Consider the following 22026-nt stretch of genomic DNA (forward strand, 5'->3'; position numbering starts at 1 on the left):
AGGTTTCCTCTCCGCCCGTGCACGCATGTTAGGGGCAGATAAAAAGAGATGGCTAAGCAAGACTATTACGAGATTTTAGGCGTTTCCAAATCAGCGGAAGAGCGTGAAATCAAAAAGGCCTACAAGCGCCTGGCCATGAAATATCACCCGGACCGCAACCAGGGTGATAAAGAGGCCGAAGCCAAGTTTAAAGAGATCAAAGAAGCGTACGAGATCCTGACCGATGCGCAAAAACGTGCGGCCTACGATCAGTACGGTCATGCTGCGTTTGAGCAAGGCGGTATGGGCGGCGGCGGCGGTTTTGGCGGCGGGGCTGACTTCAGCGATATCTTTGGTGACGTGTTTGGCGATATCTTTGGCGGCGGTCGTGGTCGTCAGCGCGCCTCACGTGGTGCTGATTTACGTTACAACATGGATCTCACTCTGGAAGAAGCCGTGCGTGGCGTCACCAAAGAGATCCGTATTCCGACTCTGGAAGAGTGTGACGTCTGCCACGGTAGCGGCGCGAAGGTGGGCACTCAGCCGCAAACCTGTCCAACCTGTCACGGTTCCGGTCAGGTGCAGATGCGTCAGGGCTTTTTTGCCGTACAGCAGACCTGTCCACACTGTCAGGGCCGCGGTACGCTGATCAAAGATCCGTGCAACAAATGCCACGGGCATGGTCGCGTTGAGAAGAGCAAAACGCTGTCTGTTAAAATCCCGGCAGGGGTTGATACCGGCGACCGTATCCGTTTGTCTGGTGAAGGCGAAGCCGGTGAGCATGGCGCGCCAGCAGGTGATTTGTACGTTCAGGTGCAGGTAAAACAACACCCAATTTTCGAACGTGAAGGCAATAACCTCTACTGCGAAGTGCCGATTAACTTTGCGATGGCTGCTCTGGGCGGCGAGATTGAAGTCCCGACGCTGGATGGTCGCGTGAAGCTAAAAATTCCGGGCGAAACGCAAACTGGCAAACTTTTCCGCATGCGTGGAAAGGGCGTCAAGTCTGTACGCGGTGGCGCTCAGGGAGACCTGCTTTGCCGCGTGGTAGTGGAAACCCCTGTTGGCCTGAATGACAAGCAGAAGCAACTGCTGAAAGATTTGCAGGACAGTTTTGGCGGCCCGACGGGTGAACAAAACAGTCCGCGCTCCAAAAGTTTCTTCGACGGTGTGAAGAAGTTCTTTGACGATCTGACTCGCTAATTCGCCGTTTTATCTCGAATAAAAAGCCTGGGACTGAAAAGCCTCAGGCTTTTTTATTTCTGTTTTCCGCTCGGAAAATCTTTATCGACTTTATCTGAATAGGTCGTAAAAACCGATCTATCAATCACAAATAATCTAATTTTAACGAGCTTTTTGAGGGTGTAAGATAGTATTTACGAAGTATTCACCCAATAGAGAGAATAAAAGTGAAACATCTGCATCGTTTTTTTAGTAGTGACGCCTCGGGGGGCATCATTCTGATCATCGCTGCCGTGGTCGCTATGCTGATGGCAAACATCGGGGTAACCAGTGGATGGTACCACGCCTTTTTGGAAACGCCCGTTCAACTGCGGGTTGGCGCGCTTGAGATCAACAAAAATATGCTGCTGTGGATCAACGACGCTTTGATGGCGGTGTTCTTCCTGTTGATTGGTCTGGAGGTGAAGCGCGAGTTGATGCAAGGCTCGCTGGCCAGCCTGCGTCAGGCAGCGTTTCCGATCATTGCCGCTATCGGGGGCATGATTGTCCCGGCGCTGCTGTACCTGGCATTCAACTATGCCGATCCCATCACCAGTGAAGGGTGGGCGATCCCGGCGGCAACGGATATCGCTTTTGCATTAGGCGTGCTGGCGCTGTTGGGCAGCCGTGTACCGCTGGCGTTGAAAATATTCCTGATGGCGCTGGCGATTATCGATGACCTCGGTGCTATCGTAATTATCGCGCTGTTCTATACCAGCGATCTCTCGCTGTTGTCGCTGGGGGTTGCCGCGTGCGCGATCCTCGTTCTGGCGGCATTGAATCTGTGCGGAGTGAGACGTACCGGGATTTATATTCTGGTTGGCGTGGTGCTGTGGACTGCGGTACTGAAGTCCGGCGTGCATGCGACGCTGGCTGGCGTGATCGTCGGTTTCTTCATTCCGTTAAAGGAAAAACACGGGCGTTCACCGGCGAAGCGACTGGAGCATGTTCTGCATCCATGGGTGGCATACCTGATCCTGCCACTGTTTGCCTTCGCCAACGCGGGCGTTTCACTGCAGGGCGTTACTATTGATGGACTGACCTCGGTGTTACCGCTGGGGATCATTGCTGGTTTGTTGATCGGTAAACCGTTGGGTATCAGTCTGTTTTGCTGGCTGGCGTTACGCCTCAAGGTGGCGCAATTGCCAGAGGGAACGAATTTCCAGCAGATTATGGCGGTCGGCATTCTGTGCGGCATTGGCTTTACGATGTCGATTTTTATCGCCAGCCTGGCGTTTGGGAACGTCGATCCTGAGCTGATTAACTGGGCGAAACTGGGGATCCTGATCGGTTCCTTGCTGTCGGCGGTAATAGGTTACTGCTGGTTACGCACCCGGTTGAACGCGTCAGCCTGACGGGATAACCCTTTTGTGACAATTTTCAGGGAGTGAGTATGTCTCATATAAACTACAACCACCTGTACTACTTTTGGCATGTCTATAAAGAAGGTTCGGTGGTTGGCGCTGCAGAAGCGCTTTATCTGACGCCGCAAACCATTACCGGACAGATTAAAGCGCTTGAGGAACGTTTGCAGGGAAAGCTGTTCAAGCGCAAGGGGCGTGGACTGGAGCCTAGTGAGTTAGGCGAATTGGTTTTTCGTTATGCGGATAAGATGTTCACCTTAAGCCAGGAAATGCTGGATATCGTGAACTACCGCAAAGAGTCTAATTTACTGTTTGATGTCGGCGTGGCGGATGCGCTATCGAAGCAGTTGGTCAGTAGCGTGCTGGATGCCGCTGTGGTTGAAGATGAACAAATCCATCTGCGTTGTTTTGAGTCAACACATGAGATGCTGTTGGATCAACTCAGTCAGCATAAGCTGGATATGATTATCTCCGACTGCCCGATCGACTCTACGCAGCAGGAAGGGCTGTTCTCAGTGCGGATAGGCGAATGCAGCGTGAGTTTTTGGTGCACCAAACCGTTGCCTGAAAAACCCTTCCCGGCCTGCCTTGAGGAGCGTCGATTACTGATCCCTGGACGTCGTTCAATGCTCGGTCGTAAGCTGCTGAATTGGATCAACTCACAAGGATTGAATGTCGAAATCCTCGGCGAGTTTGATGACGCTGCGCTGATGAAAGCGTTTGGCGCAACGCATAATGCCATTTTCGTTGCGCCTACGCTGTATTCACACAATTTCTATGCCGATGATTCTATTGTAGAAATTGGACGCGTAGAGAATGTGATGGAGGAGTATCACGCCATATTTGCGGAAAGGATGATCCAGCATCCGGCGGTGCAGCGTATTTGCAATACGGACTACTCAGCACTGTTCAAGTCGCCACAAGTCTAAACGCCTTCATGTTGCCGGCTGCGGTGTACTAACCGCAGCCGGACTGTGACTACAGTTTCAACATATTACGATACTGCCCACCTTCGCGGATAAATACCGGAATTCTGTTCAGGGGAGCGTCATAGCGCAGCGTTTGTCCTCCCTGATAGCTCTCGCCGGTTGCAAGATCCGTCCATGTTTCACCTTCCGGTAGCCAAACGTCACGCTCGCGCATGCCTTCAAGCATGACGGGCGCAACCAGCAGGTCGGGGCCAAAACAGTACTGGTCGGTAATCTCCCAACTCCTTGTCTGTTCTGGGAATTCAAAAAACAGGGTGCGCATAACCGGGGCATTGCGTTCGTGTGTTTCCGCCATCACCGCTTTGATGTACGGCCTTAACTTTTCTCGCAACGTCAGACAGCCAGTCAACACTTCGCACACCTCTTCACCATAGCTCCACACTTCGTTTGCCGCACCGGTCGGACACTGGGCAATACCATCACGGTAAGGATGTTCTGGTAAAATCTGCGGATCGCGGTTGCCGTGCAGTCGCATCACTGGGCTAAACACGCCCCACTGGAACCAGCGAATCAGCAACTCATGAAAGTGTGGGTCGTGAATATTGCCGCCATGAAAGCCGCCAATATCTGTTGTCCACCACGGGATACCTGCAATCCCCATGTTCATCCCGGCGGCAAACTGATTGCGCAGAGAACGAAACGATGAGTGGATATCACCTGACCAGACCAGCGCGCCGTATTTCTGACTTCCGGCCCAGGCGCAGCGCAGCAGGTTGATCACCTGGTCTTCGCCATCGGCTTTCATGCCGTCAAAAAAGGTTTTGGCGTACATTCGCGGGTAGATATTGCCCACTTCCAGCACCGGTCCGGCGTGGTAGCGATAATTATCGTAGTCGTAAACGCTGAACTCCGGCTCGGCTTCGTCAAGCCAGAAGAGCTTCACGCCTTTATCGTAATAGTTGCGTTTTGCTTTACCCCAGACGTAGTCGCGAGCGTCGGGATGGGTGGCATCAAAGAAAGTGGTATTGCCGAGGAAATCCATATTAATCGGCAATCCGCGCTCTGTTTGCACCAGCCAGCCGTTTTCGCGCATCTCCCGATAACTCTCGGTTCGGCTATCCACGGTTGGCCACACGGATACCATCAGTTCGATACCCAGTGATTTCAGTTCGGCGATCATGGCATCGGGATCGGGCCAGTCCCGCGAGTCGAACATCCAGTCCCCCTGATTTGGCCAGTGGAAGAAATCGATCACGATTACCGAGATGGGGAGATTGCGCCGTTTGTACTCGCGGGCGACGGCGAGCAACTCCTCCTGAGTGCGATAACGTAACTTGCACTGCCAGAAGCCCATGGCGTAATCCGGCATCATTGGTGGCGTGCCCGTGGCGAGCGCATACGCCCGGCTAATTTCTGCCGGGGTATCGCCAGCGGTGATCCAGTAGTCCAGCTGCTCGCTGATTTGAGCTTCCCACTCGGTCACGTTGTGGGCGAACGTCACGCGGCCGACCGCAGGGTTATTCCATAAAAATCCGTAGCCCAGGCTTGAGAGCATAAAGGGCACCGAGGCCTGAGAGTTGCGCTGGGCCAGTTCGAGCACGCATCCTTTGAGATCCAGATTGGTCTGCTGATATTGGCCCATACCGTAAACTTTTTCCCCTTCGGTGGCTTCGAAGCGGGCTTTAAGTGAATATTTTCCACCCTGAATAGGGCGGAATTCGCGTCCCTCAAGGTTGAGTGCGCTGACGTACTGGCCGTGAGAAGATTCATCCTCGCCAATTTCGCCCCGCAGGCGCCAGAACTCCTGCAACAGGGGTTTGTGTGGATGACGGTAAAAGGTAACTTGTCCTTTTTGATTGACGATAGCGATAATTTTGCCGTTGGTCAGTGTCGCCTGGTGGTGCTCATAATCGATGTGGCAGTGGCTTTCTGCGACTGGCTCAGTCAATGCCCAGTCTTCATTTCTCATTACCGGCAGATGACGACCACTGCGTACGCGCAGGCTGTTCTCGCCCCAGGGTTCAATCCACAAATAGCGATCGTTTTGCTGCCAGACCAGACGATGCGGGTCATGTTGCACAAATGGCATGGTGGTGCCTCCCATATTTTGAGGGTAAAGATTAAGAAAGTTATTGGGTGATGGTTTCCAGATCGTGGCGAATCGTCTCTTCCATTGCTTCGTACTTACGGAAGAAAAGTAGCGGGATCGCCGCGAGTGCGAAGAGTAGGGCGGGCGCCCAGATAAAAGCCCAGGTAATGCCTTCCAAGCCCGCAGCGCTTTGGGCATGGTTCGGGACATAGCCAAAACTGTTCATGATCCAGGCGGCGAAAGCGGTACCCAGACCACTGCCCATCTTGATGCAGAAAGTACTGCCGAAGGCGATAAGAATGCCCGTGGCCTTAATGCCCGTTTTCCAGGCACCGAAGTCGACGGCAAAGCCCAACATGGCAAACGGCATTGAGCAGGCGATTCCGCTACCGATATTGCCGAGCACCCAGGCCGCGATGAGGAAAGGTATGTTGTCCGCCGCCAGCCACATCAAGACGCCGCCGAACGTGGCGACCAGCAAGCCTCCTACCCATATCCAGGTTTTAGCCAGGAATTTGCTAAAGAAAGGGATGGCGATGATGAACAGGATCTGAATCGTCGCCAGACTGTTAATCAGCGGAACCAGGTCTTTGCGATCGAGGTTGTAGGTCAGATAATAAACAATGGTTGTGGACCGCTGTTGCAGGGCAATCCAGAAGATCAGATTGGCCAGCACCATCAGGATCCATGGCCAGTTACCTTTCATTGCCGTGAAACTTTTTTTCATCGGCAGTTTGGGTTCTTGCTGTATTTTATCCGCATCCATTTCGCGGATATTTTTAAAGGCGAAAAGCGTTAGCGAACAGGATATCGCAGCAAACAGAATCGCCGTGTAAATAAATCCGGCATGATCATTTCCGTTACCTAAAAATGCAACCAGGGGTAATGCTGTGGCATTCATTAATAAAACCCCAATTTGTCCCCCGGTCATTCTCCAGGAATTTAATACCAGCCGTTCCTTAGGGGACAGTGTCATTAGAGGTAATATTGCGCTGAGCGGTGTATTGAGTCCGGTAAATAAAATGCTGGCAATCATGTAGGATATTGCTGCATATATGGCTTTTCCTGTCATGCTGATATCTGGAGACCAAAATGACAGCGCGCTGAATACACCAAAAGGCAGCGGTAGCCATAAGAACCAGGGACGACATTTACCGTAACGTGAACGTGTTTTATCGATAATGATCCCCCAGATTGGGGCATCTATACCATCTACGATACGCGCCAACAGCAGGATGACACCTGCTACGGCGAGACTAATACCCGCAACGTCAGTGTAGAAATATAAGATGTAGGTTGAGCCGAAACAGTACAGTAGATTACCTGCCACATCCAAAGAGCCGTAGCTAATACGCTGTAGTAAAGATAATGATGCTGACCCGCAAGACTGGGTATCCTCAATAACAGAACTCATAATAATAACTCCGATATTGGTGCGATACGCCCAGAAAAACAACTTTTACTTTCCAAGCAAGTTTTAAATATTATTTTTTATGTCGTTACTGAATTTAACCTCAGATTAAAATGAGTGAGTAAGGTGTACATGGAAAGTAGTTGACCCTACCGCAGCAATCAATTATCAAATCTTACATCAGGATTGCGTTTATTCGTTTTTGAATGAGCGATGTTTCTATTTGCTAAGGTGGTCACAGTTTTTTTAATAATGAAATAAAAAAAGGAAAACAGTGAAAGAAAATAACTTTCAAGTATTACGCGACGCGACTAACTAAGGGAGGGATAGCTGAAAAAACAGGCTGGTCAGGAAGAGCGTGGGCGAGTGAGAACAACATCAGTGGTTGAAGAGAAAAACGCCAGATAGCAGGCATAAAAAAACCCGCTTTCGCGGGTTTTTTCACAAAGCGTCAACAAGCAGGCGATTAAGCCAGTTTGTTGATCTGTGCAGTCAGGTTTGCTTTATGACGTGCAGCTTTGTTTTTGTGGATCAGACCTTTAGCAGCCTGACGGTCCACGATTGGTTGCATTTCGTTAAATGCTTTCAGTGCAGTAGCTTTGTCGCCAGCTTCGATAGCTGCGTATACTTTCTTGATGAAAGTACGCATCATAGAGCGACGGCTAGCGTTGTGCTTGCGGGCCTTTTCAGACTGAACGGCGCGCTTCTTAGCTGATTTGATATTAGCCAAGGTCCAACTCCCAAATGTGTTCTATATGGACAATTCAAAGGCCGAGGAATATGCCCTTTTAGCCTTCTTTTGTCAATGGATTTGTGCAAATAAGCGCCGTTTAAATTCCAGCACTCGTTGCGTAGTGATGGCGCAGGATTCTACCAGCTTGCGTGGCGTGAATACAGCTTTTCGACGAGAAAAATTGCATTGGTGTACCCGTGAAGGGCGTCAATTTGTTTCATAACAATGAAAACCATCCTCTTTCTGTTTCGTAGAAACAATCGCCGGTTAACCTTGACCGCGGTACAGGGTATACTTTCACGATTTTCACTGTTTTGAGCCAGACATGAAGCTGATACGAGGCATACATAATCTCAGCCAGGCCCCGCATGGGTGTGTGCTGACTATTGGTAATTTCGACGGTGTGCACCGTGGCCACCGTGCGTTGCTGCAAGGCTTACAGGAAGAAGGGCGCAAACGCAATTTACCGGTGGTGGTAATGATTTTCGAGCCACAGCCGCTGGAACTGTTTGCGACGGACAAGTCACCTGCGCGCCTTACCCGCCTGCGGGAAAAACTGCGTTATCTGGCCGAATGCGGTGTGGACTACGTGCTGTGTGTGCGTTTTGACAGGCGTTTCGCCGCATTAACGGCACAGACCTTCATCAGCGACCTGCTGGTGAAGCGCCTTGGTGTACAATTTCTTGCCGTTGGCGATGATTTCCGCTTTGGCGCTAGCCGTGCGGGCGATTTCTTGTTATTACAGGAAGCGGGCGCTGAGTATGGTTTTGATATCACCAGCACCCAAACCTTCTGTGAAGGCGGTGTGCGTATCAGCAGCACCGCAGTACGTCAGGCGCTGGCCGAAGATAACCTGCAACTGGCCGAAAGCCTGCTTGGGCATCCTTTTACTATCTCAGGACGCGTCGTTCACGGTGATGAGTTAGGGCGCACCATCGGTTTTCCGACGGCAAACTTACCGCTTCGTCGTCAGGTTTCTCCGGTGAAAGGTGTTTATGCGGTTGAAGTGATGGGACTGGGTGACAAACCGTTGCCCGGCGTCGCCAACATCGGCACCCGCCCGACGGTAGCAGGCGTACGCCAGCAGTTGGAAGTGCATCTATTGGACGTTGTAATGGACCTGTATGGTCGCCATATAGATGTAGTACTGCGTAAAAAAATACGCAGCGAACAGCGATTTGCCTCGCTGGATGAACTAAAAGCGCAGATTGCGCGTGATGAGTTGACTGCCCGTGAATTTTTTGGGCTAACAAAACCGGCTTAATGCCTATACGAGTTTTAAATACGGAACCGAGAATCTGATGAGTGACTATAAATCAACCCTGAATTTGCCGGAAACAGGGTTCCCGATGCGCGGCGATCTCGCCAAGCGCGAACCGGGAATGCTGGCGCGTTGGACTGATGATGACCTGTACGGCATCATTCGTGCGGCCAAAAAAGGCAAAAAAACCTTCATTCTGCATGATGGCCCTCCTTATGCGAATGGCAGCATTCATATTGGTCACTCGGTTAATAAGATTCTGAAAGACATTATCGTGAAGTCCAAAGGACTCACGGGCTATGACTCGCCGTACGTTCCGGGCTGGGACTGCCACGGTCTGCCGATCGAGCTGAAAGTAGAGCAGGAATACGGCAAGCCGGGCGAGAAGTTCACCGCTGCTGAGTTCCGCGCCAAGTGCCGTGAATACGCAGCGACCCAGGTTGATGGTCAGCGTAAAGACTTTATCCGTCTTGGCGTACTGGGCGACTGGTCGCATCCGTACCTGACCATGGACTTCAAAACTGAAGCCAACATCATTCGTGCGCTGGGTAAAATCATCGGCAACGGTCACCTGCACAAAGGTGCGAAGCCGGTGCACTGGTGCGTTGACTGCCGTTCCGCGCTGGCGGAAGCGGAAGTTGAGTATTATGACAAAACCTCCCCGTCCATCGACGTGGCGTTCCACGCTGCCGATCAGGATGCGGTGAAAGCGAAGTTTGGCGTTTCTGACGTCAACGGCCCGATCTCTCTGGTTATCTGGACCACTACCCCGTGGACGTTACCGGCGAACCGCGCAATCTCTCTGGCACCTGATTTTGACTATGCGCTGGTGCAGATTGACGGCCAGGCTGTGATTCTGGCGAAAGATCTGGTTGAAAGCGTCATGCAGCGTATTGGCGCGGCTGAATACACCATTCTCGGCACAGTGAAAGGCGCTGAGCTGGAACTGCTGCGCTTTACCCATCCGTTTATGAGCTTTGACGTGCCGGCTATCCTTGGCGATCACGTTACGCTGGACGCGGGTACCGGTGCGGTCCATACCGCTGGCGGTCACGGTCCGGATGACTACGTCATCAGCCAGAAATACGGTCTGGAAATCGCTAACCCGGTTGGCCCGGACGGCGCATACCTGGCGGGTACCTATCCGGATCTGGACGGTGTAAACGTTTTTAAAGCCAACGACAAAATCGTTGCGCTGCTGAGCGAAAAAGGCGCGCTGCTGCACGTTGAGAAGATGCAGCACAGCTACCCATGCTGCTGGCGTCACAAGTCACCGATCATCTTCCGTGCGACCCCGCAGTGGTTCGTCAGCATGGATCAGAAAGGCCTGCGCGCGCAGTCGCTGAAAGAGATCAAAGGCGTACAGTGGATCCCGGACTGGGGCCAGGCGCGTATTGAATCGATGGTTGCCAACCGTCCTGACTGGTGTATCTCCCGTCAGCGTACGTGGGGTGTGCCGATGTCTCTGTTTGTTCACAAAGACACCGAAGAGCTGCATCCGCGCGCTATCGAACTGATGGAAGAAGTGGCTAAACGCGTTGAAGTTGACGGCATCCAGGCGTGGTGGGATCTCGATCCGAAAGATATCCTCGGCGACGAAGCTGACCAGTATGTCAAAGTCCCGGATACGCTGGACGTGTGGTTCGACTCCGGTTCAACCCACTCATCCGTCGTGGATGTGCGTCCTGAGTTTGCGGGCCATGCGGCAGATATGTATCTGGAAGGTTCTGACCAGCACCGTGGCTGGTTCATGTCTTCCTTGATGATCTCCACCGCCATGAAAGGCAAAGCACCTTATCGCCAGGTACTGACCCACGGTTTCACCGTTGATGGTCAGGGCCGTAAGATGTCCAAATCTATCGGTAACACCGTTTCTCCGCAGGACGTGATGAACAAACTGGGCGCGGATATTCTGCGTCTGTGGGTTGCTTCTACCGATTACACCGGTGAAATGGCCGTTTCTGACGAAATCCTGAAACGTGCTGCCGACAGCTATCGTCGTATCCGTAACACCGCGCGCTTCCTGCTGGCGAACCTGAACGGGTTCGATCCGGTTAAAGACATGGTGAAACCGGAAGAGATGGTGGTGCTGGATCGTTGGGCGGTAGGTTGTGCGCAAGCGGCGCAGGACGAAATCCTGAAAGCCTATGAAGCCTATGACTTCCACGAAGTGGTACAGCGCCTGATGCGCTTCTGCTCCGTAGAAATGGGTTCGTTCTACCTCGACATCATCAAAGACCGTCAGTACACCGCGAAAGCGGACAGCGTGGCGCGTCGTAGCTGCCAGACTGCGCTGTTCCATATTGCAGAAGCGCTGGTTCGTTGGATGGCGCCGATCATGTCCTTCACCGCCGATGAAATCTGGGGCTACCTGCCGGGCGATCGTGAGAAGTACGTCTTTACCGGTGAATGGTACGAAGGTCTGTTTGGCTTAGGCGAAACCGAAGCGATGAACGATGCCTACTGGGACGAGCTGCTGAAAGTGCGCGGCGAAGTGAACAAGGTTATCGAGCAGGCGCGTGCGGATAAGAAAGTCGGCGGTTCTCTGGAAGCGGCAGTGACCCTGTACGCTGAACCTGAGCTGGCGGCGAAACTGACCGCGCTGGGTGAAGAGTTGCGTTTTGTACTGCTGACCTCAGGTGCGACGGTTGCGGATTATGCGGCTGCTCCTGCTGATGCTCAGCAGAGCGAACTGCTCAAAGGTCTGAAAATCGTACTGAGCAAAGCCGAAGGTGAGAAATGCCCGCGCTGCTGGCATTACACTACCGACGTCGGCCAGGTGGCGGAACATGCAGATATCTGCGGACGCTGTGTCAGCAACATCGCCGGTGATGGCGAACAACGTAAGTTTGCCTGATGAGTAAGCCTCTTTGTTCAACAGGACTACGCTGGCTGTGGCTGGTGGTAGTCGTGCTGATTATCGATTTAGGCAGCAAATACCTGATCCTCCAGAACTTTGCTCTGGGGGATACGGTGTCGCTGTTTCCGTCGCTTAATCTGCACTACGCGCGTAACTATGGTGCGGCGTTTAGCTTCTTAGCTGACAGCGGCGGCTGGCAACGTTGGTTCTTTGCCGGTATCGCTATCGGTATTTGCGTCATCCTGATGGTGATGATGTATCGCTCGAAGGCGACGCAGAAGCTGAACAACATCGCGTATGCGTTAATCATTGGCGGTGCGCTGGGCAACTTGTTTGACCGCCTGTGGCACGGTTTCGTGGTTGATATGATTGACTTTTACGTCGGCGACTGGCATTTCGCGACCTTCAATCTGGCCGATACAGCTATCTGTATCGGGGCGGCATTGATTGTTCTCGAAGGCTTCCTGCCGTCGAAAGAGAAAAAAGCCGCATAAAAAAATGCCGGATGGCGCTATGCTAATCCGGCCTACAATTTACTGCGATCCTTGTAGGCCCGGTAAGCGTAGCGCCACCGGGCAGACAGGCGGCAGCAATTTTAAAGAGCAACCTGCATGTCTAAATCAGTACAGAGTAACAGTGCGGTGCTGGTGCACTTCACCCTTAAGCTCGACGATGGCTCCACCGCAGAGTCAACCCGCAATAACGGCAAGCCTGCGCTGTTTCGCCTGGGCGACGGTTCTCTTTCTGAAGGACTGGAGCAACACCTGCTGGGGCTAAAAGAAGGCGATAAAACCACCTTTGCTCTGGAGCCGGATGCCGCCTTTGGCGTATCAAGTCCGGACTTAATTCAGTATTTCTCGCGTCGGGAATTTATGGACGCGGGCGAGCCAGAAATTGGCGCTATCATGCTCTTTACCGCAATGGACGGCAGTGAGATGCCTGGCGTGATCCGTGAAATCAACGGTGACTCGATCACGGTTGATTTCAACCATCCGCTGGCTGGGCATACCGTTCATTTTGATATTGAAGTGCTGGAAGTCGAACCGGCACTGGAGGCGTAAAATGCAGATCCTGTTGGCCAACCCGCGCGGTTTTTGCGCTGGCGTAGACCGCGCTATCAGCATTGTCGAAAACGCGTTGGCTATTTACGGCGCACCGATTTATGTCCGTCATGAAGTGGTACATAACCGTTATGTGGTGGATAGCCTGCGCGAGCGCGGCGCTATTTTTATCGAGCAAATCAGCGAAGTGCCGGATGGCGCGATCCTGATTTTCTCCGCTCATGGCGTGTCTCAGGCGGTGCGTAACGAAGCCAAAGGCCGCGACCTCACGGTTTTTGATGCAACCTGTCCGCTAGTCACGAAAGTGCATATGGAAGTTGCCCGCGCCAGCCGTCGTGGCGAAGAATCCATTCTGATTGGTCACGCCGGACACCCGGAAGTCGAAGGCACGATGGGCCAGTACAGCAACCCGCAAGGCGGAATGTATCTGGTTGAATCACCAGATGATGTGCTGAAACTGAATGTGAAAAATGAAGGCAAATTATCCTTCATGACGCAGACCACGCTCTCCGTTGACGATACTTCTGACGTTATTGATGCTTTGCGTCAACGCTTCCCGAAAATTGTCGGACCGCGTAAAGATGATATCTGTTATGCCACCACCAACCGTCAGGAGGCGGTTCGCGCGCTGGCGGAACAGGCTGATGTTGTGCTGGTGGTCGGCTCGAAGAACTCCTCTAACTCCAACCGTCTGGCTGAACTGGCACAGCGAATGGGGAAAGCGGCGTATTTGATTGACGATGCGACCGACATCCAGGAAGCGTGGGTGAAAGAGGCGAAGTGCGTAGGCGTGACGGCCGGAGCCTCGGCGCCGGATATCCTGGTGCAAAACGTGATTGCTCGCCTGCAGGAGCTTGGCGGTGGGGAAGCTATTCCGCTGGAAGGCCGCGAAGAGAACATCGTTTTCGAAGTGCCGAAAGAGCTGCGTGTGGATGTTCGTGAAGTAGAGTAAGTCTTTCCGGTTACGATTATGAGAAGATGCCAGACTTAACGTCTGGCATTTTTTATGGAGAAACCATGCGCTTACCGATCATTCTTGATACCGATCCCGGCATTGATGATGCCGCCGCCATTGCCGCCGCGCTGTTTGCCCCTGAGCTGGATCTGCAACTGATGACCACGGTAGCAGGCAATGTGTCGGTGGAAAAAACCACCCGTAATGCGTTGCAACTGCTGCACTTCTGGAATGCGGATGTTCCACTGGCGCAGGGAGCATCGATGCCGCTGGTGCGGCCGCTGCGTGATGCCGCTTCCGTGCACGGCGAGTCCGGTATGGAAGGGTATGAATTTGTCGAACACGACCGCCAGGCGATGGCAAAACCCGCCTTCCAGGCGATTCGCGATGCGCTGATGCATGCCCCGCAGCCCGTGACGCTGGTGGCAATTGGCCCGCTGACCAACATTGCGCTGCTGCTGACCCATTATCCTGAATGCGTATTCAACATTCACCGTCTGGTGATTATGGGCGGCTCTGCCGGGCGCGGGAACTTCACACCCAACGCCGAGTTTAATATTGCTATCGATCCCGAGGCTGCCGCAAAAGTCTTCCAGAGCGGGCTGGATATTGTGATGTGTGGGCTGGATGTTACTAACCAGGCCATGCTCGCCCCGGACTATCTGGCGACGCTCCCCCAGCTTAACCAGACGGGAAAAATGCTGCACGCGCTGTTTAGCCATTACCGTAGCGGCAGTATGAATACGGGGCTGCGAATGCACGATCTGTGTGCCATTGCCTGGCTGGTGCGCCCGGAACTGTTTACCCTGCAGTCGTGTTTCGTGGCGGTTGAAACCCAGGGCGAATATACCTCAGGTACGACGGTGGTGGATATCGAAGGACGTCTGGGGCATCCAGCAAATGCGCAGGTTGCGCTGGGTCTGAACGTTGAAGGTTTCCAGCAGTGGGTGGCAGAGGTGCTGACACTGGCCCCTTGATCTCCGCGCTTTATAACCCTATGACGCTGCTTTTTCCGTGGCGTCATGCCTTTTACTGATATCTCTGCCTGTTTATCATTAAATTCTAATTATCGACGTTTTCGGCTGGCGGTGCAGCGTTGCGCTGGTTAATCTGAAAACGATTTACGTAAAATTAACAAAAGAGAATAGCTATGCATGATGCACAAATCCGCGTTGCCATCGCGGGAGCCGGAGGACGCATGGGGCGTCAGTTGATTCAAGCCACTCTCGGCATGGATGGCGTACAGCTGGGCGCGGCGCTAGAGCGCGAAGGTTCCTCCTTATTAGGAAGCGATGCCGGAGAGTTAGCGGGAGCCGGGAAAACGGGCGTTACCGTACAAAGTAGCCTTGAAGCGGTGAAAGATGATTTTGATGTTTTCATCGATTTTACCCGCCCGGAAGGCACGCTGACGCATCTGGCGTTTTGCCGCCAGTACGGTAAAGGAATGGTGATTGGCACCACCGGCTTTGATGACGCGGGTAAACAGGCTATTCGTGATGCCGCGCAGGAGATTGCTATCGTTTTCGCCGCGAACTTTAGCGTCGGCGTGAACGTTATGCTTAAGCTGCTGGAGAAAGCGGCGAAAGTGATGGGCGATTACACCGATATTGAGATTATTGAAGCCCACCACCGCCATAAAGTTGATGCGCCGTCAGGCACTGCACTGGCGATGGGCGAGGCGATTGCCGGGGCGCTGGATAAAGATCTGAAAGACTGCGCAGTCTATTCGCGTGAAGGTTACACCGGCGAGCGCGTACCGGGCACGATCGGCTTTGCCACGGTGCGGGCGGGGGATATCGTTGGTGAGCATACCGCGATGTTTGCTGATATTGGCGAGCGTATTGAGATCACGCATAAAGCGTCCAGCCGCATGACCTTTGCTAACGGTGCGGTGAGATCGGCAATTTGGCTAAAATCAAAGTCAAATGGTCTTTTTGATATGAAAGATGTGCTTGATTTACGTAATTTATAGCTTTTACTACCCTTCGTGATGTGGTTATTGTAATCATAATTAATTGATTACATGGGGCAATATTTTATTGCCCTTTAATTTTTCGCTTTTGAATGTGTTTTTTCTTTTAAGTGAGTGTTTGTATATATTTTGTTGTGTGTTTATGTTATCTCAATGTAAATTTTGACCAAATGGTCCACTTTTTTCTCTCCCGTATTCTGTTTTTGCACTCTTTGCCTACCGCAAGCGTTTTCTACCCCGAGTTAGCTGATCTTTTTGCCTGTTAAATCGTGTGATTTATCCCAGTGGCGCAAAATAATAATAAAAATTACCCTTTTGGGTAGACTTTTACGTGGGCTATCTCTAGAATGCCGCCGTTTGCCAGAAATCCATAGGTAAGCAAATTTGCATTGATTCATGAGGTGTTAATGAATTAATATGCAAATAAAGTGAGTGAATATTCTCTGGAGGGTGTTTTGATTAAGTCAGCGCTATTGGTTCTGGAAGACGGAACCCAGTTTCACGGTCGGGCCATAGGGGCAACAGGTTCGGCGGTTGGGGAAGTCGTTTTCAATACTTCAATGACCGGTTATCAAGAAATCCTCACTGATCCTTCCTATTCCCGCCAAATCGTCACTCTTACTTATCCTCATATCGGTAATGTCGGCACCAATGAAGCCGATGCAGAATCTTCACAGGTACATGCGCAAGGCCTGGTCATCCGCGACCTGCCGCTGATTGCCAGCAACTTCCGCGATACCGAAGACCTCTCTTCTTACCTGAAGCGCCATAACATTGTGGCGATTGCTGATATCGATACTCGTAAGCTGACGCGTTTGCTGCGTGAAAAGGGCGCACAGAACGGCTGCATCATCGCGGGCGATAACCCGGATGCGGCGCTGGCACTGGAAAAGGCAAAAGCTTTCCCTGGCCTGAACGGTATGGATCTGGCGAAAGAAGTGACCACCGCGGAGCCTTATAGCTGGACGCAGGGTAGCTGGACGCTGGCGGGTGACCTGCCGGAAGCAAAATCTGCCGATGAACTGCCGTTCCACGTTGTGGCTTATGATTTCGGCGCTAAACGTAACATTCTGCGTATGTTAGCGGACCGCGGCTGCCGCCTGACGGTTGTACCGGCGAAAACCTCAGCAGAAGACGTTCTGAAGATGAATCCGGACGGTATCTTCCTGTCCAACGGCCCTGGCGACCCGGCGCCGTGCGACTACGCGATTACCGCGATTCAGAAATTCCTCGAAACCGATATTCCGGTATTTGGCATCTGCCTCGGCCATCAGCTGTTGGCGCTGGCGAGCGGTGCGAAGACCATTAAGATGAAGTTTGGCCACCACGGCGGCAACCATCCGGTAAAAGATATTGATAACAACACCGTGATGATCACCGCGCAGAACCACGGTTTTGCTGTAGATGAAGCCTCCATGCCTGCCAACCTGCGCGTGACCCACAAGTCACTGTTCGACGGCACTTTGCAGGGGATTCATCGTACCGACAAACCGGCATTCAGCTTCCAGGGGCACCCTGAAGCGAGTCCGGGGCCGCACGACGCTGCACCGCTGTTCGACCACTTTATCGAGTTAATTGAGCAATACCGTCAGTCCGCGAAATAATCAGGAGTAAAAGAGCCATGCCAAAACGTACAGACATAAAAAGTATCCTGATTCTGGGCGCGGGTCCGATTGTTATCGGTCAGGCGTGTGAGTTTGACTATTCCGGCGCACAGGCGTGTAAAGCCCTGCGTGAAGAGGGTTACCGCGTTATTCTGGTGAACTCCAACCCGGCAACCATCATGACCGACCCGGAAATGGCCGATGCCACCTACATCGAGCCAATTCACTGGGAAGTAGTACGCAAAATTATTGAGAAAGAGCGCCCGGATGCGGTGCTGCCAACCATGGGCGGTCAGACTGCGCTGAACTGTGCGCTGGAGCTGGAGCGCCAGGGCGTACTGGCTGAATTCGGCGTGACCATGATTGGCGCAACGGCGGATGCCATTGATAAAGCGGAAGACCGTCGTCGCTTCGATATCGCGATGAAGAAGATTGGTCTCGACACCGCGCGTTCAGGTATCGCTCACACCATGGAAGAAGCGCTGGCGGTTGCCGCTGACGTTGGCTTCCCGTGCATTATCCGCCCTAGCTTCACCATGGGTGGCACCGGTGGCGGTATCGCCTACAACCGCGAAGAGTTCGAAGAAATCTGCGAACGCGGTCTGGACCTTTCCCCAACCAACGAGCTGCTGATTGATGAATCGCTGATTGGCTGGAAAGAGTACGAGATGGAAGTGGTGCGTGATAAAAACGACAACTGCATCATCGTCTGCTCCATCGAAAACTTCGACGCGATGGGCATCCATACCGGTGACTCCATCACCGTAGCACCTGCCCAGACGCTGACCGACAAAGAATATCAAATCATGCGTAACGCCTCGATGGCGGTACTGCGTGAAATCGGCGTGGAAACCGGCGGTTCTAACGTCCAGTTTGCGGTAAACCCGAAAAACGGTCGCCTGATTGTCATCGAGATGAACCCGCGCGTATCCCGCTCCTCGGCGCTGGCGTCCAAAGCTACCGGCTTCCCGATTGCGAAAGTCGCCGCCAAGCTGGCCGTAGGTTACACCCTCGACGAACTGATGAACGACATCACCGGCGGCCGTACTCCGGCCTCGTTTGAGCCGTCCATCGACTACGTTGTGACGAAAATTCCACGCTTCAACTTCGAGAAATTCGTTGGTGCTAATGACCGTCTGACCACGCAGATGAAATCTGTTGGTGAAGTGATGGCGATTGGCCGCACCCAGCAGGAATCGCTGCAGAAAGCGCTGCGCGGTCTGGAAGTGGGCGCGACCGGCTTCGACCCGAAAGTCAGCCTGGACGACCCGGAAGCGCTGACCAAAATCCGTCGCGAACTGAAAGACGCTGGCGCTGAGCGTATCTGGTACATCGCCGATGCCTTCCGTGCCGGCCTGTCCGTCGATGGTGTGTTCAACCTGACCAACATCGACCGCTGGTTCCTGGTGCAGATTGAAGAGCTGGTGCGCCTGGAAGAAAAAGTCATTGACCTTGGCATCAACGGCCTCGACGCTGACTTCCTGCGCGTACTGAAGCGCAAAGGCTTCGCTGATGCGCGTCTGGCAAAACTGGCCGGCGTTCGCGAAGCGGAAATCCGCAAACTGCGTGACCAATATAACCTTCACCCGGTCTACAAGCGCGTGGATACCTGTGCGGCAGAATTCGCGACCGACACCGCTTATATGTACTCCACTTATGAAGATGAGTGTGAAGCGAATCCGTCCGTCGACCGCGATAAAATCATGGTGCTGGGTGGTGGTCCAAACCGTATCGGTCAGGGCATTGAGTTCGACTACTGCTGCGTACACGCTTCGCTGGCGCTGCGTGAAGACGGCTACGAGACCATCATGGTCAACTGTAACCCGGAAACCGTCTCTACTGATTACGACACTTCCGACCGCCTGTACTTCGAGCCAGTCACGCTGGAAGACGTACTGGAAATCGTGCGTATTGAGAAGCCGAAAGGCGTCATCGTACAGTACGGCGGCCAGACCCCGCTGAAGCTGGCGCGTGCGCTGGAAGCGGCAGGTGTACCGGTAATCGGCACCAGCCCGGATGCCATCGACCGCGCGGAAGACCGTGAGCGTTTCCAGCAGGCGGTTGACCGTCTGAAGCTGAAGCAACCGGCGAACGCTACCGTAACGGCTATCGAACAGGCTGTTGAGAAGGCGAAAGAGATTGGCTACCCGCTGGTGGTGCGTCCGTCGTATGTTCTCGGCGGCCGCGCGATGGAAATTGTCTACGACGAAGCCGACCTGCGTCGCTACTTCCAGACTGCGGTCAGCGTTTCTAACGATGCGCCGGTACTGCTGGACCGTTTCCTTGACGATGCGGTTGAAGTGGACGTGGACGCTATCTGCGACGGCGAAATGGTGCTGATTGGCGGCATCATGGAGCACATCGAACAGGCGGGCGTACACTCCGGTGACTCCGCATGTTCTCTGCCAGCGTACACCCTGAGCCAGGAAATTCAGGATGTGATGCGTCAGCAGGTGCAGAAACTGGCCTTCGAACTGCAGGTTCGCGGTCTGATGAACGTTCAGTTTGCGGTGAAGAATAACGAAGTTTACCTGATTGAAGTGAACCCGCGTGCGGCGCGTACCGTTCCGTTCGTCTCCAAGGCAACTGGCGTACCGCTGGCGAAAGTTGCGGCGCGCGTGATGGCCGGGAAAACGCTGACACAGCAGGGCGTAACCAAAGAAGTTATCCCGCCGTACTACTCAGTAAAAGAAGTAGTGCTGCCGTTCAACAAATTCCCGGGCGTTGACCCGCTGTTAGGGCCAGAAATGCGCTCTACCGGGGAAGTGATGGGCGTGGGCCGTACCTTCGCGGAAGCGTTCGCCAAGGCACAGCTGGGCAGCAGCTCCACCATGAAAAAACAGGGGCGTGCGCTGCTCTCTGTTCGCGAAGGCGATAAAGAGCGCGTGGTTGACCTGGCGGCGAAACTGCTGAAGTTTGGTTTTGAGCTGGATGCAACGCACGGCACGGCGATTGTGCTGGGCGAAGCGGGTATCAATCCACGTCTGGTGAATAAGGTGCATGAAGGGCGTCCGCACATTCAGGACCGTATCAAGAATGGCGAGTACACTTACATCATCAACACCACCGAAGGTCGTCAGGCGATTGAAGACTCTAAGCTGATTCGCCGTAGCGCCCTGCAGTACAAAGTGCATTATGACACTACCCTGAACGGCGGTTTCGCGACGGCGATGGCGCTGAATGCCGATGCCACTGAGAAGGTGACCTCGGTACAGGAAATGCACGCGCAGATCAAAAAGTCATAAACAAAGAGTCCGGTGATAATTGCGTTAATCGGACCTGCAATATAATCTTGAAAGGGTTTCTGTAAAGAAACCCTTTTTTTATCTCTCGTAAGGTCATTCCTGGCCAAATGCAGTTTCATAACCACATTTTCAATGTAATAAGCACGATATTGCTCACACTAATCAACATTCAAGTCGCATACTATCTTTTATATCCACAATTTTAATATGGCTTAGTTTTTATTAATTTGGACAGGCCGTAGCCAGATTTTTAATTTGTGAAATGGTGTGCTTATGTGTGAAAAATATGTTGAAAGACCGCTTTATTTGTTAATTGCTGACTGGATGATGGCTGAAGATCGTTGGATCACCGCAAAAGAAATTTCCCGCCATTTTGATATTGAACACTGCAAAGCAATTAATACGCTCTCTTATATTCTGTCGGAAGTGGGAGAAATTGTTTGTGAAGTTAAGATGATCCCTAATCAGATTGCAGGCCGGGGCTGCCAGTGCCAGCGTCTGGTAAAAGTCATCAGTATTGATTCTCACCTCTACAACCGATTGAGCCACAATTTGCAGGAAAAAAAGGTGAGTGTGGCGAAAACGCCGCGGCTGTCTGCCGTTCCCCCAACAGAGCTCAACCGTGAGCAGAAATGGCAGATGATGCTCTCCAAGAGTATGCGTCGCTAATTGTCAGTTGCCTGATGGCGGCATAAACGGTGGTTGACGCGTAGGCCGGATAAGCGTGAGCGCATCCGGCATCAATTACTGTGCTGATTTGGGTTTTACGTCCGTCGTGCCTTTCAGGCGCGGCCGGTTTTTTTCGACTTGCGTTAATGGCTGCGTTTCGCGTAAACCTGCCCGGCAGCGGACCGCAAGATCCTGATACTCTTTGGTGTTTAACCGTTTCCAGTGCAGTTCCTGGTCCGTGACTTCACGCAATACGCGAGCGGGTGAGCCCACCAGCATCTGCCTAGCCTCCCCCTGAAATCCGGCTTTGACAAAGCTCATGGCGGCGACAATGCTCTCTTCACCAATCACTGCGCCGTCCATAATGACGCTGTTCATGCCGATCAGCGCATCTCTGCCCACCATGCAACCGTGCAGGATTGCGCCATGGCCGATATGCCCATTCTCATGCACGATGGTGTCAGTGTCGCAATAACCGTGCATGATGCAGCCATCCTGCAAGTTAGAACCTGCCTCCAGAATCAGGCGACCATAGTCACCGCGCAGTGAGGCATGTGGGCCGACGTAGACGCCAGCCCCCACGATCACATCACCAATCAACACGGCGCTGGGATGAACATACGCCTCTGGATGCACTACCGGAATCAGGCCTTCAAAGGCGTAATAGCTCATC

At 52.9% G+C, this 22026-nt stretch carries 17 protein-coding genes and 1 pseudogene; 14 read left to right on the top strand and 4 right to left on the bottom strand.

Features of this window, described 5'->3' with window-relative positions:
- Positions 1 to 48: 48 nt before the first annotated feature.
- From dnaJ to nhaR, 3 genes are all read left to right on the top strand, one after another.
- Complete coding sequence (gene dnaJ, locus OGV57_RS12965) at positions 49 to 1182, top strand: molecular chaperone DnaJ (protein WP_032937497.1); 1134 nt, start codon at positions 49 to 51, stop codon at positions 1180 to 1182.
- A 206-nt stretch (positions 1183 to 1388) separates the two neighbouring features.
- On the top strand, positions 1389 to 2555 hold the full coding sequence (gene nhaA / locus OGV57_RS12970; protein WP_054528041.1) for a Na+/H+ antiporter NhaA: 1167 nt from the start codon (positions 1389 to 1391) through the stop codon (positions 2553 to 2555).
- Between the two features lie 38 nt (positions 2556 to 2593).
- Complete coding sequence (nhaR, locus tag OGV57_RS12975; protein ID WP_003837333.1) at positions 2594 to 3493, top strand: transcriptional activator NhaR; 900 nt, start codon at positions 2594 to 2596, stop codon at positions 3491 to 3493.
- A gap of 49 nt (positions 3494 to 3542) precedes the next feature.
- Here nhaR and OGV57_RS12980 read toward each other — a convergent pair whose 3' ends face one another.
- From OGV57_RS12980 to rpsT, 3 genes are all read right to left on the bottom strand, one after another.
- Positions 3543 to 5582 (bottom strand): glycoside hydrolase family 31 protein, encoded by a 2040-nt coding sequence (locus OGV57_RS12980; protein WP_054528042.1) that lies wholly within the window; start codon positions 5580 to 5582, stop codon positions 3543 to 3545.
- Between the two features lie 40 nt (positions 5583 to 5622).
- Positions 5623 to 6996 carry an MFS transporter gene (locus OGV57_RS12985; protein WP_003837335.1) on the bottom strand — a complete coding sequence of 458 codons (1374 nt, stop codon included), beginning with the start codon at positions 6994 to 6996 and terminating at the stop codon, positions 5623 to 5625.
- Between the two features lie 463 nt (positions 6997 to 7459).
- Positions 7460 to 7723, bottom strand: a complete 264-nt coding sequence (gene rpsT, locus OGV57_RS12990) for a 30S ribosomal protein S20 (RefSeq protein WP_003018940.1) — start codon at positions 7721 to 7723, stop codon at positions 7460 to 7462.
- A 117-nt stretch (positions 7724 to 7840) separates the two neighbouring features.
- Here rpsT and OGV57_RS12995 point away from each other — a divergent pair.
- The 11 genes and pseudogenes from OGV57_RS12995 to caiF all read left to right on the top strand — a co-directional run bounded on the left by OGV57_RS12995 (position 7841) and on the right by caiF (position 21353).
- A pseudogene (locus tag OGV57_RS12995) lies at positions 7841 to 8044 on the top strand (DUF2575 domain-containing protein).
- A gap of 7 nt (positions 8045 to 8051) precedes the next feature.
- Positions 8052 to 8990 carry a bifunctional riboflavin kinase/FAD synthetase gene (gene ribF / locus OGV57_RS13000; RefSeq protein ID WP_054528043.1) on the top strand — a complete coding sequence of 313 codons (939 nt, stop codon included), beginning with the start codon at positions 8052 to 8054 and terminating at the stop codon, positions 8988 to 8990.
- A 37-nt stretch (positions 8991 to 9027) separates the two neighbouring features.
- On the top strand, positions 9028 to 11844 hold the full coding sequence (gene ileS, locus OGV57_RS13005; protein ID WP_054528044.1) for an isoleucine--tRNA ligase: 2817 nt from the start codon (positions 9028 to 9030) through the stop codon (positions 11842 to 11844).
- On the top strand, positions 11844 to 12341 hold the full coding sequence (gene lspA, locus OGV57_RS13010) for a signal peptidase II (RefSeq protein WP_003018932.1): 498 nt from the start codon (positions 11844 to 11846) through the stop codon (positions 12339 to 12341). Before ileS ends, lspA begins: the two co-directional genes overlap by 1 nt.
- A 117-nt stretch (positions 12342 to 12458) precedes the next feature.
- Positions 12459 to 12908, top strand: a complete 450-nt coding sequence (gene fkpB, locus OGV57_RS13015; protein ID WP_003018929.1) for an FKBP-type peptidyl-prolyl cis-trans isomerase — start codon at positions 12459 to 12461, stop codon at positions 12906 to 12908.
- A 1-nt stretch (position 12909) separates the two neighbouring features.
- Positions 12910 to 13860 carry a 4-hydroxy-3-methylbut-2-enyl diphosphate reductase gene (gene ispH, locus OGV57_RS13020; RefSeq protein WP_003018925.1) on the top strand — a complete coding sequence of 317 codons (951 nt, stop codon included), beginning with the start codon at positions 12910 to 12912 and terminating at the stop codon, positions 13858 to 13860.
- 65 nt (positions 13861 to 13925) lie between these two features.
- The gene (gene rihC, locus OGV57_RS13025; RefSeq protein ID WP_046670915.1) at positions 13926 to 14840 is read left to right on the top strand and encodes a ribonucleoside hydrolase RihC; all 915 of its coding nucleotides are present in this window, start codon (positions 13926 to 13928) and stop codon (positions 14838 to 14840) included.
- 173 nt (positions 14841 to 15013) lie between these two features.
- On the top strand, positions 15014 to 15835 hold the full coding sequence (dapB, locus tag OGV57_RS13030; protein WP_054528045.1) for a 4-hydroxy-tetrahydrodipicolinate reductase: 822 nt from the start codon (positions 15014 to 15016) through the stop codon (positions 15833 to 15835).
- A 455-nt stretch (positions 15836 to 16290) separates the two neighbouring features.
- Positions 16291 to 17439, top strand: a complete 1149-nt coding sequence (gene carA, locus OGV57_RS13035; protein ID WP_003018918.1) for a glutamine-hydrolyzing carbamoyl-phosphate synthase small subunit — start codon at positions 16291 to 16293, stop codon at positions 17437 to 17439.
- Between the two features lie 17 nt (positions 17440 to 17456).
- On the top strand, positions 17457 to 20684 hold the full coding sequence (gene carB, locus OGV57_RS13040) for a carbamoyl-phosphate synthase large subunit (protein ID WP_048216847.1): 3228 nt from the start codon (positions 17457 to 17459) through the stop codon (positions 20682 to 20684).
- Between the two features lie 273 nt (positions 20685 to 20957).
- Entirely contained in the window at positions 20958 to 21353 is a 396-nt protein-coding gene (gene caiF / locus OGV57_RS13045) for a carnitine metabolism transcriptional regulator CaiF (protein ID WP_003018912.1), read from the top strand.
- A 75-nt stretch (positions 21354 to 21428) separates the two neighbouring features.
- Here caiF and caiE read toward each other — a convergent pair whose 3' ends face one another.
- Complete coding sequence (gene caiE / locus OGV57_RS13050) at positions 21429 to 22025, bottom strand: carnitine operon protein CaiE (protein WP_046670916.1); 597 nt, start codon at positions 22023 to 22025, stop codon at positions 21429 to 21431.
- Position 22026 lies beyond the last annotated feature (1 nt).

The organism is Citrobacter sp. Cf087, assembly GCF_030334285.1.
Classification (GTDB): Bacteria; Pseudomonadota; Gammaproteobacteria; order Enterobacterales; family Enterobacteriaceae; genus Citrobacter; species Citrobacter freundii.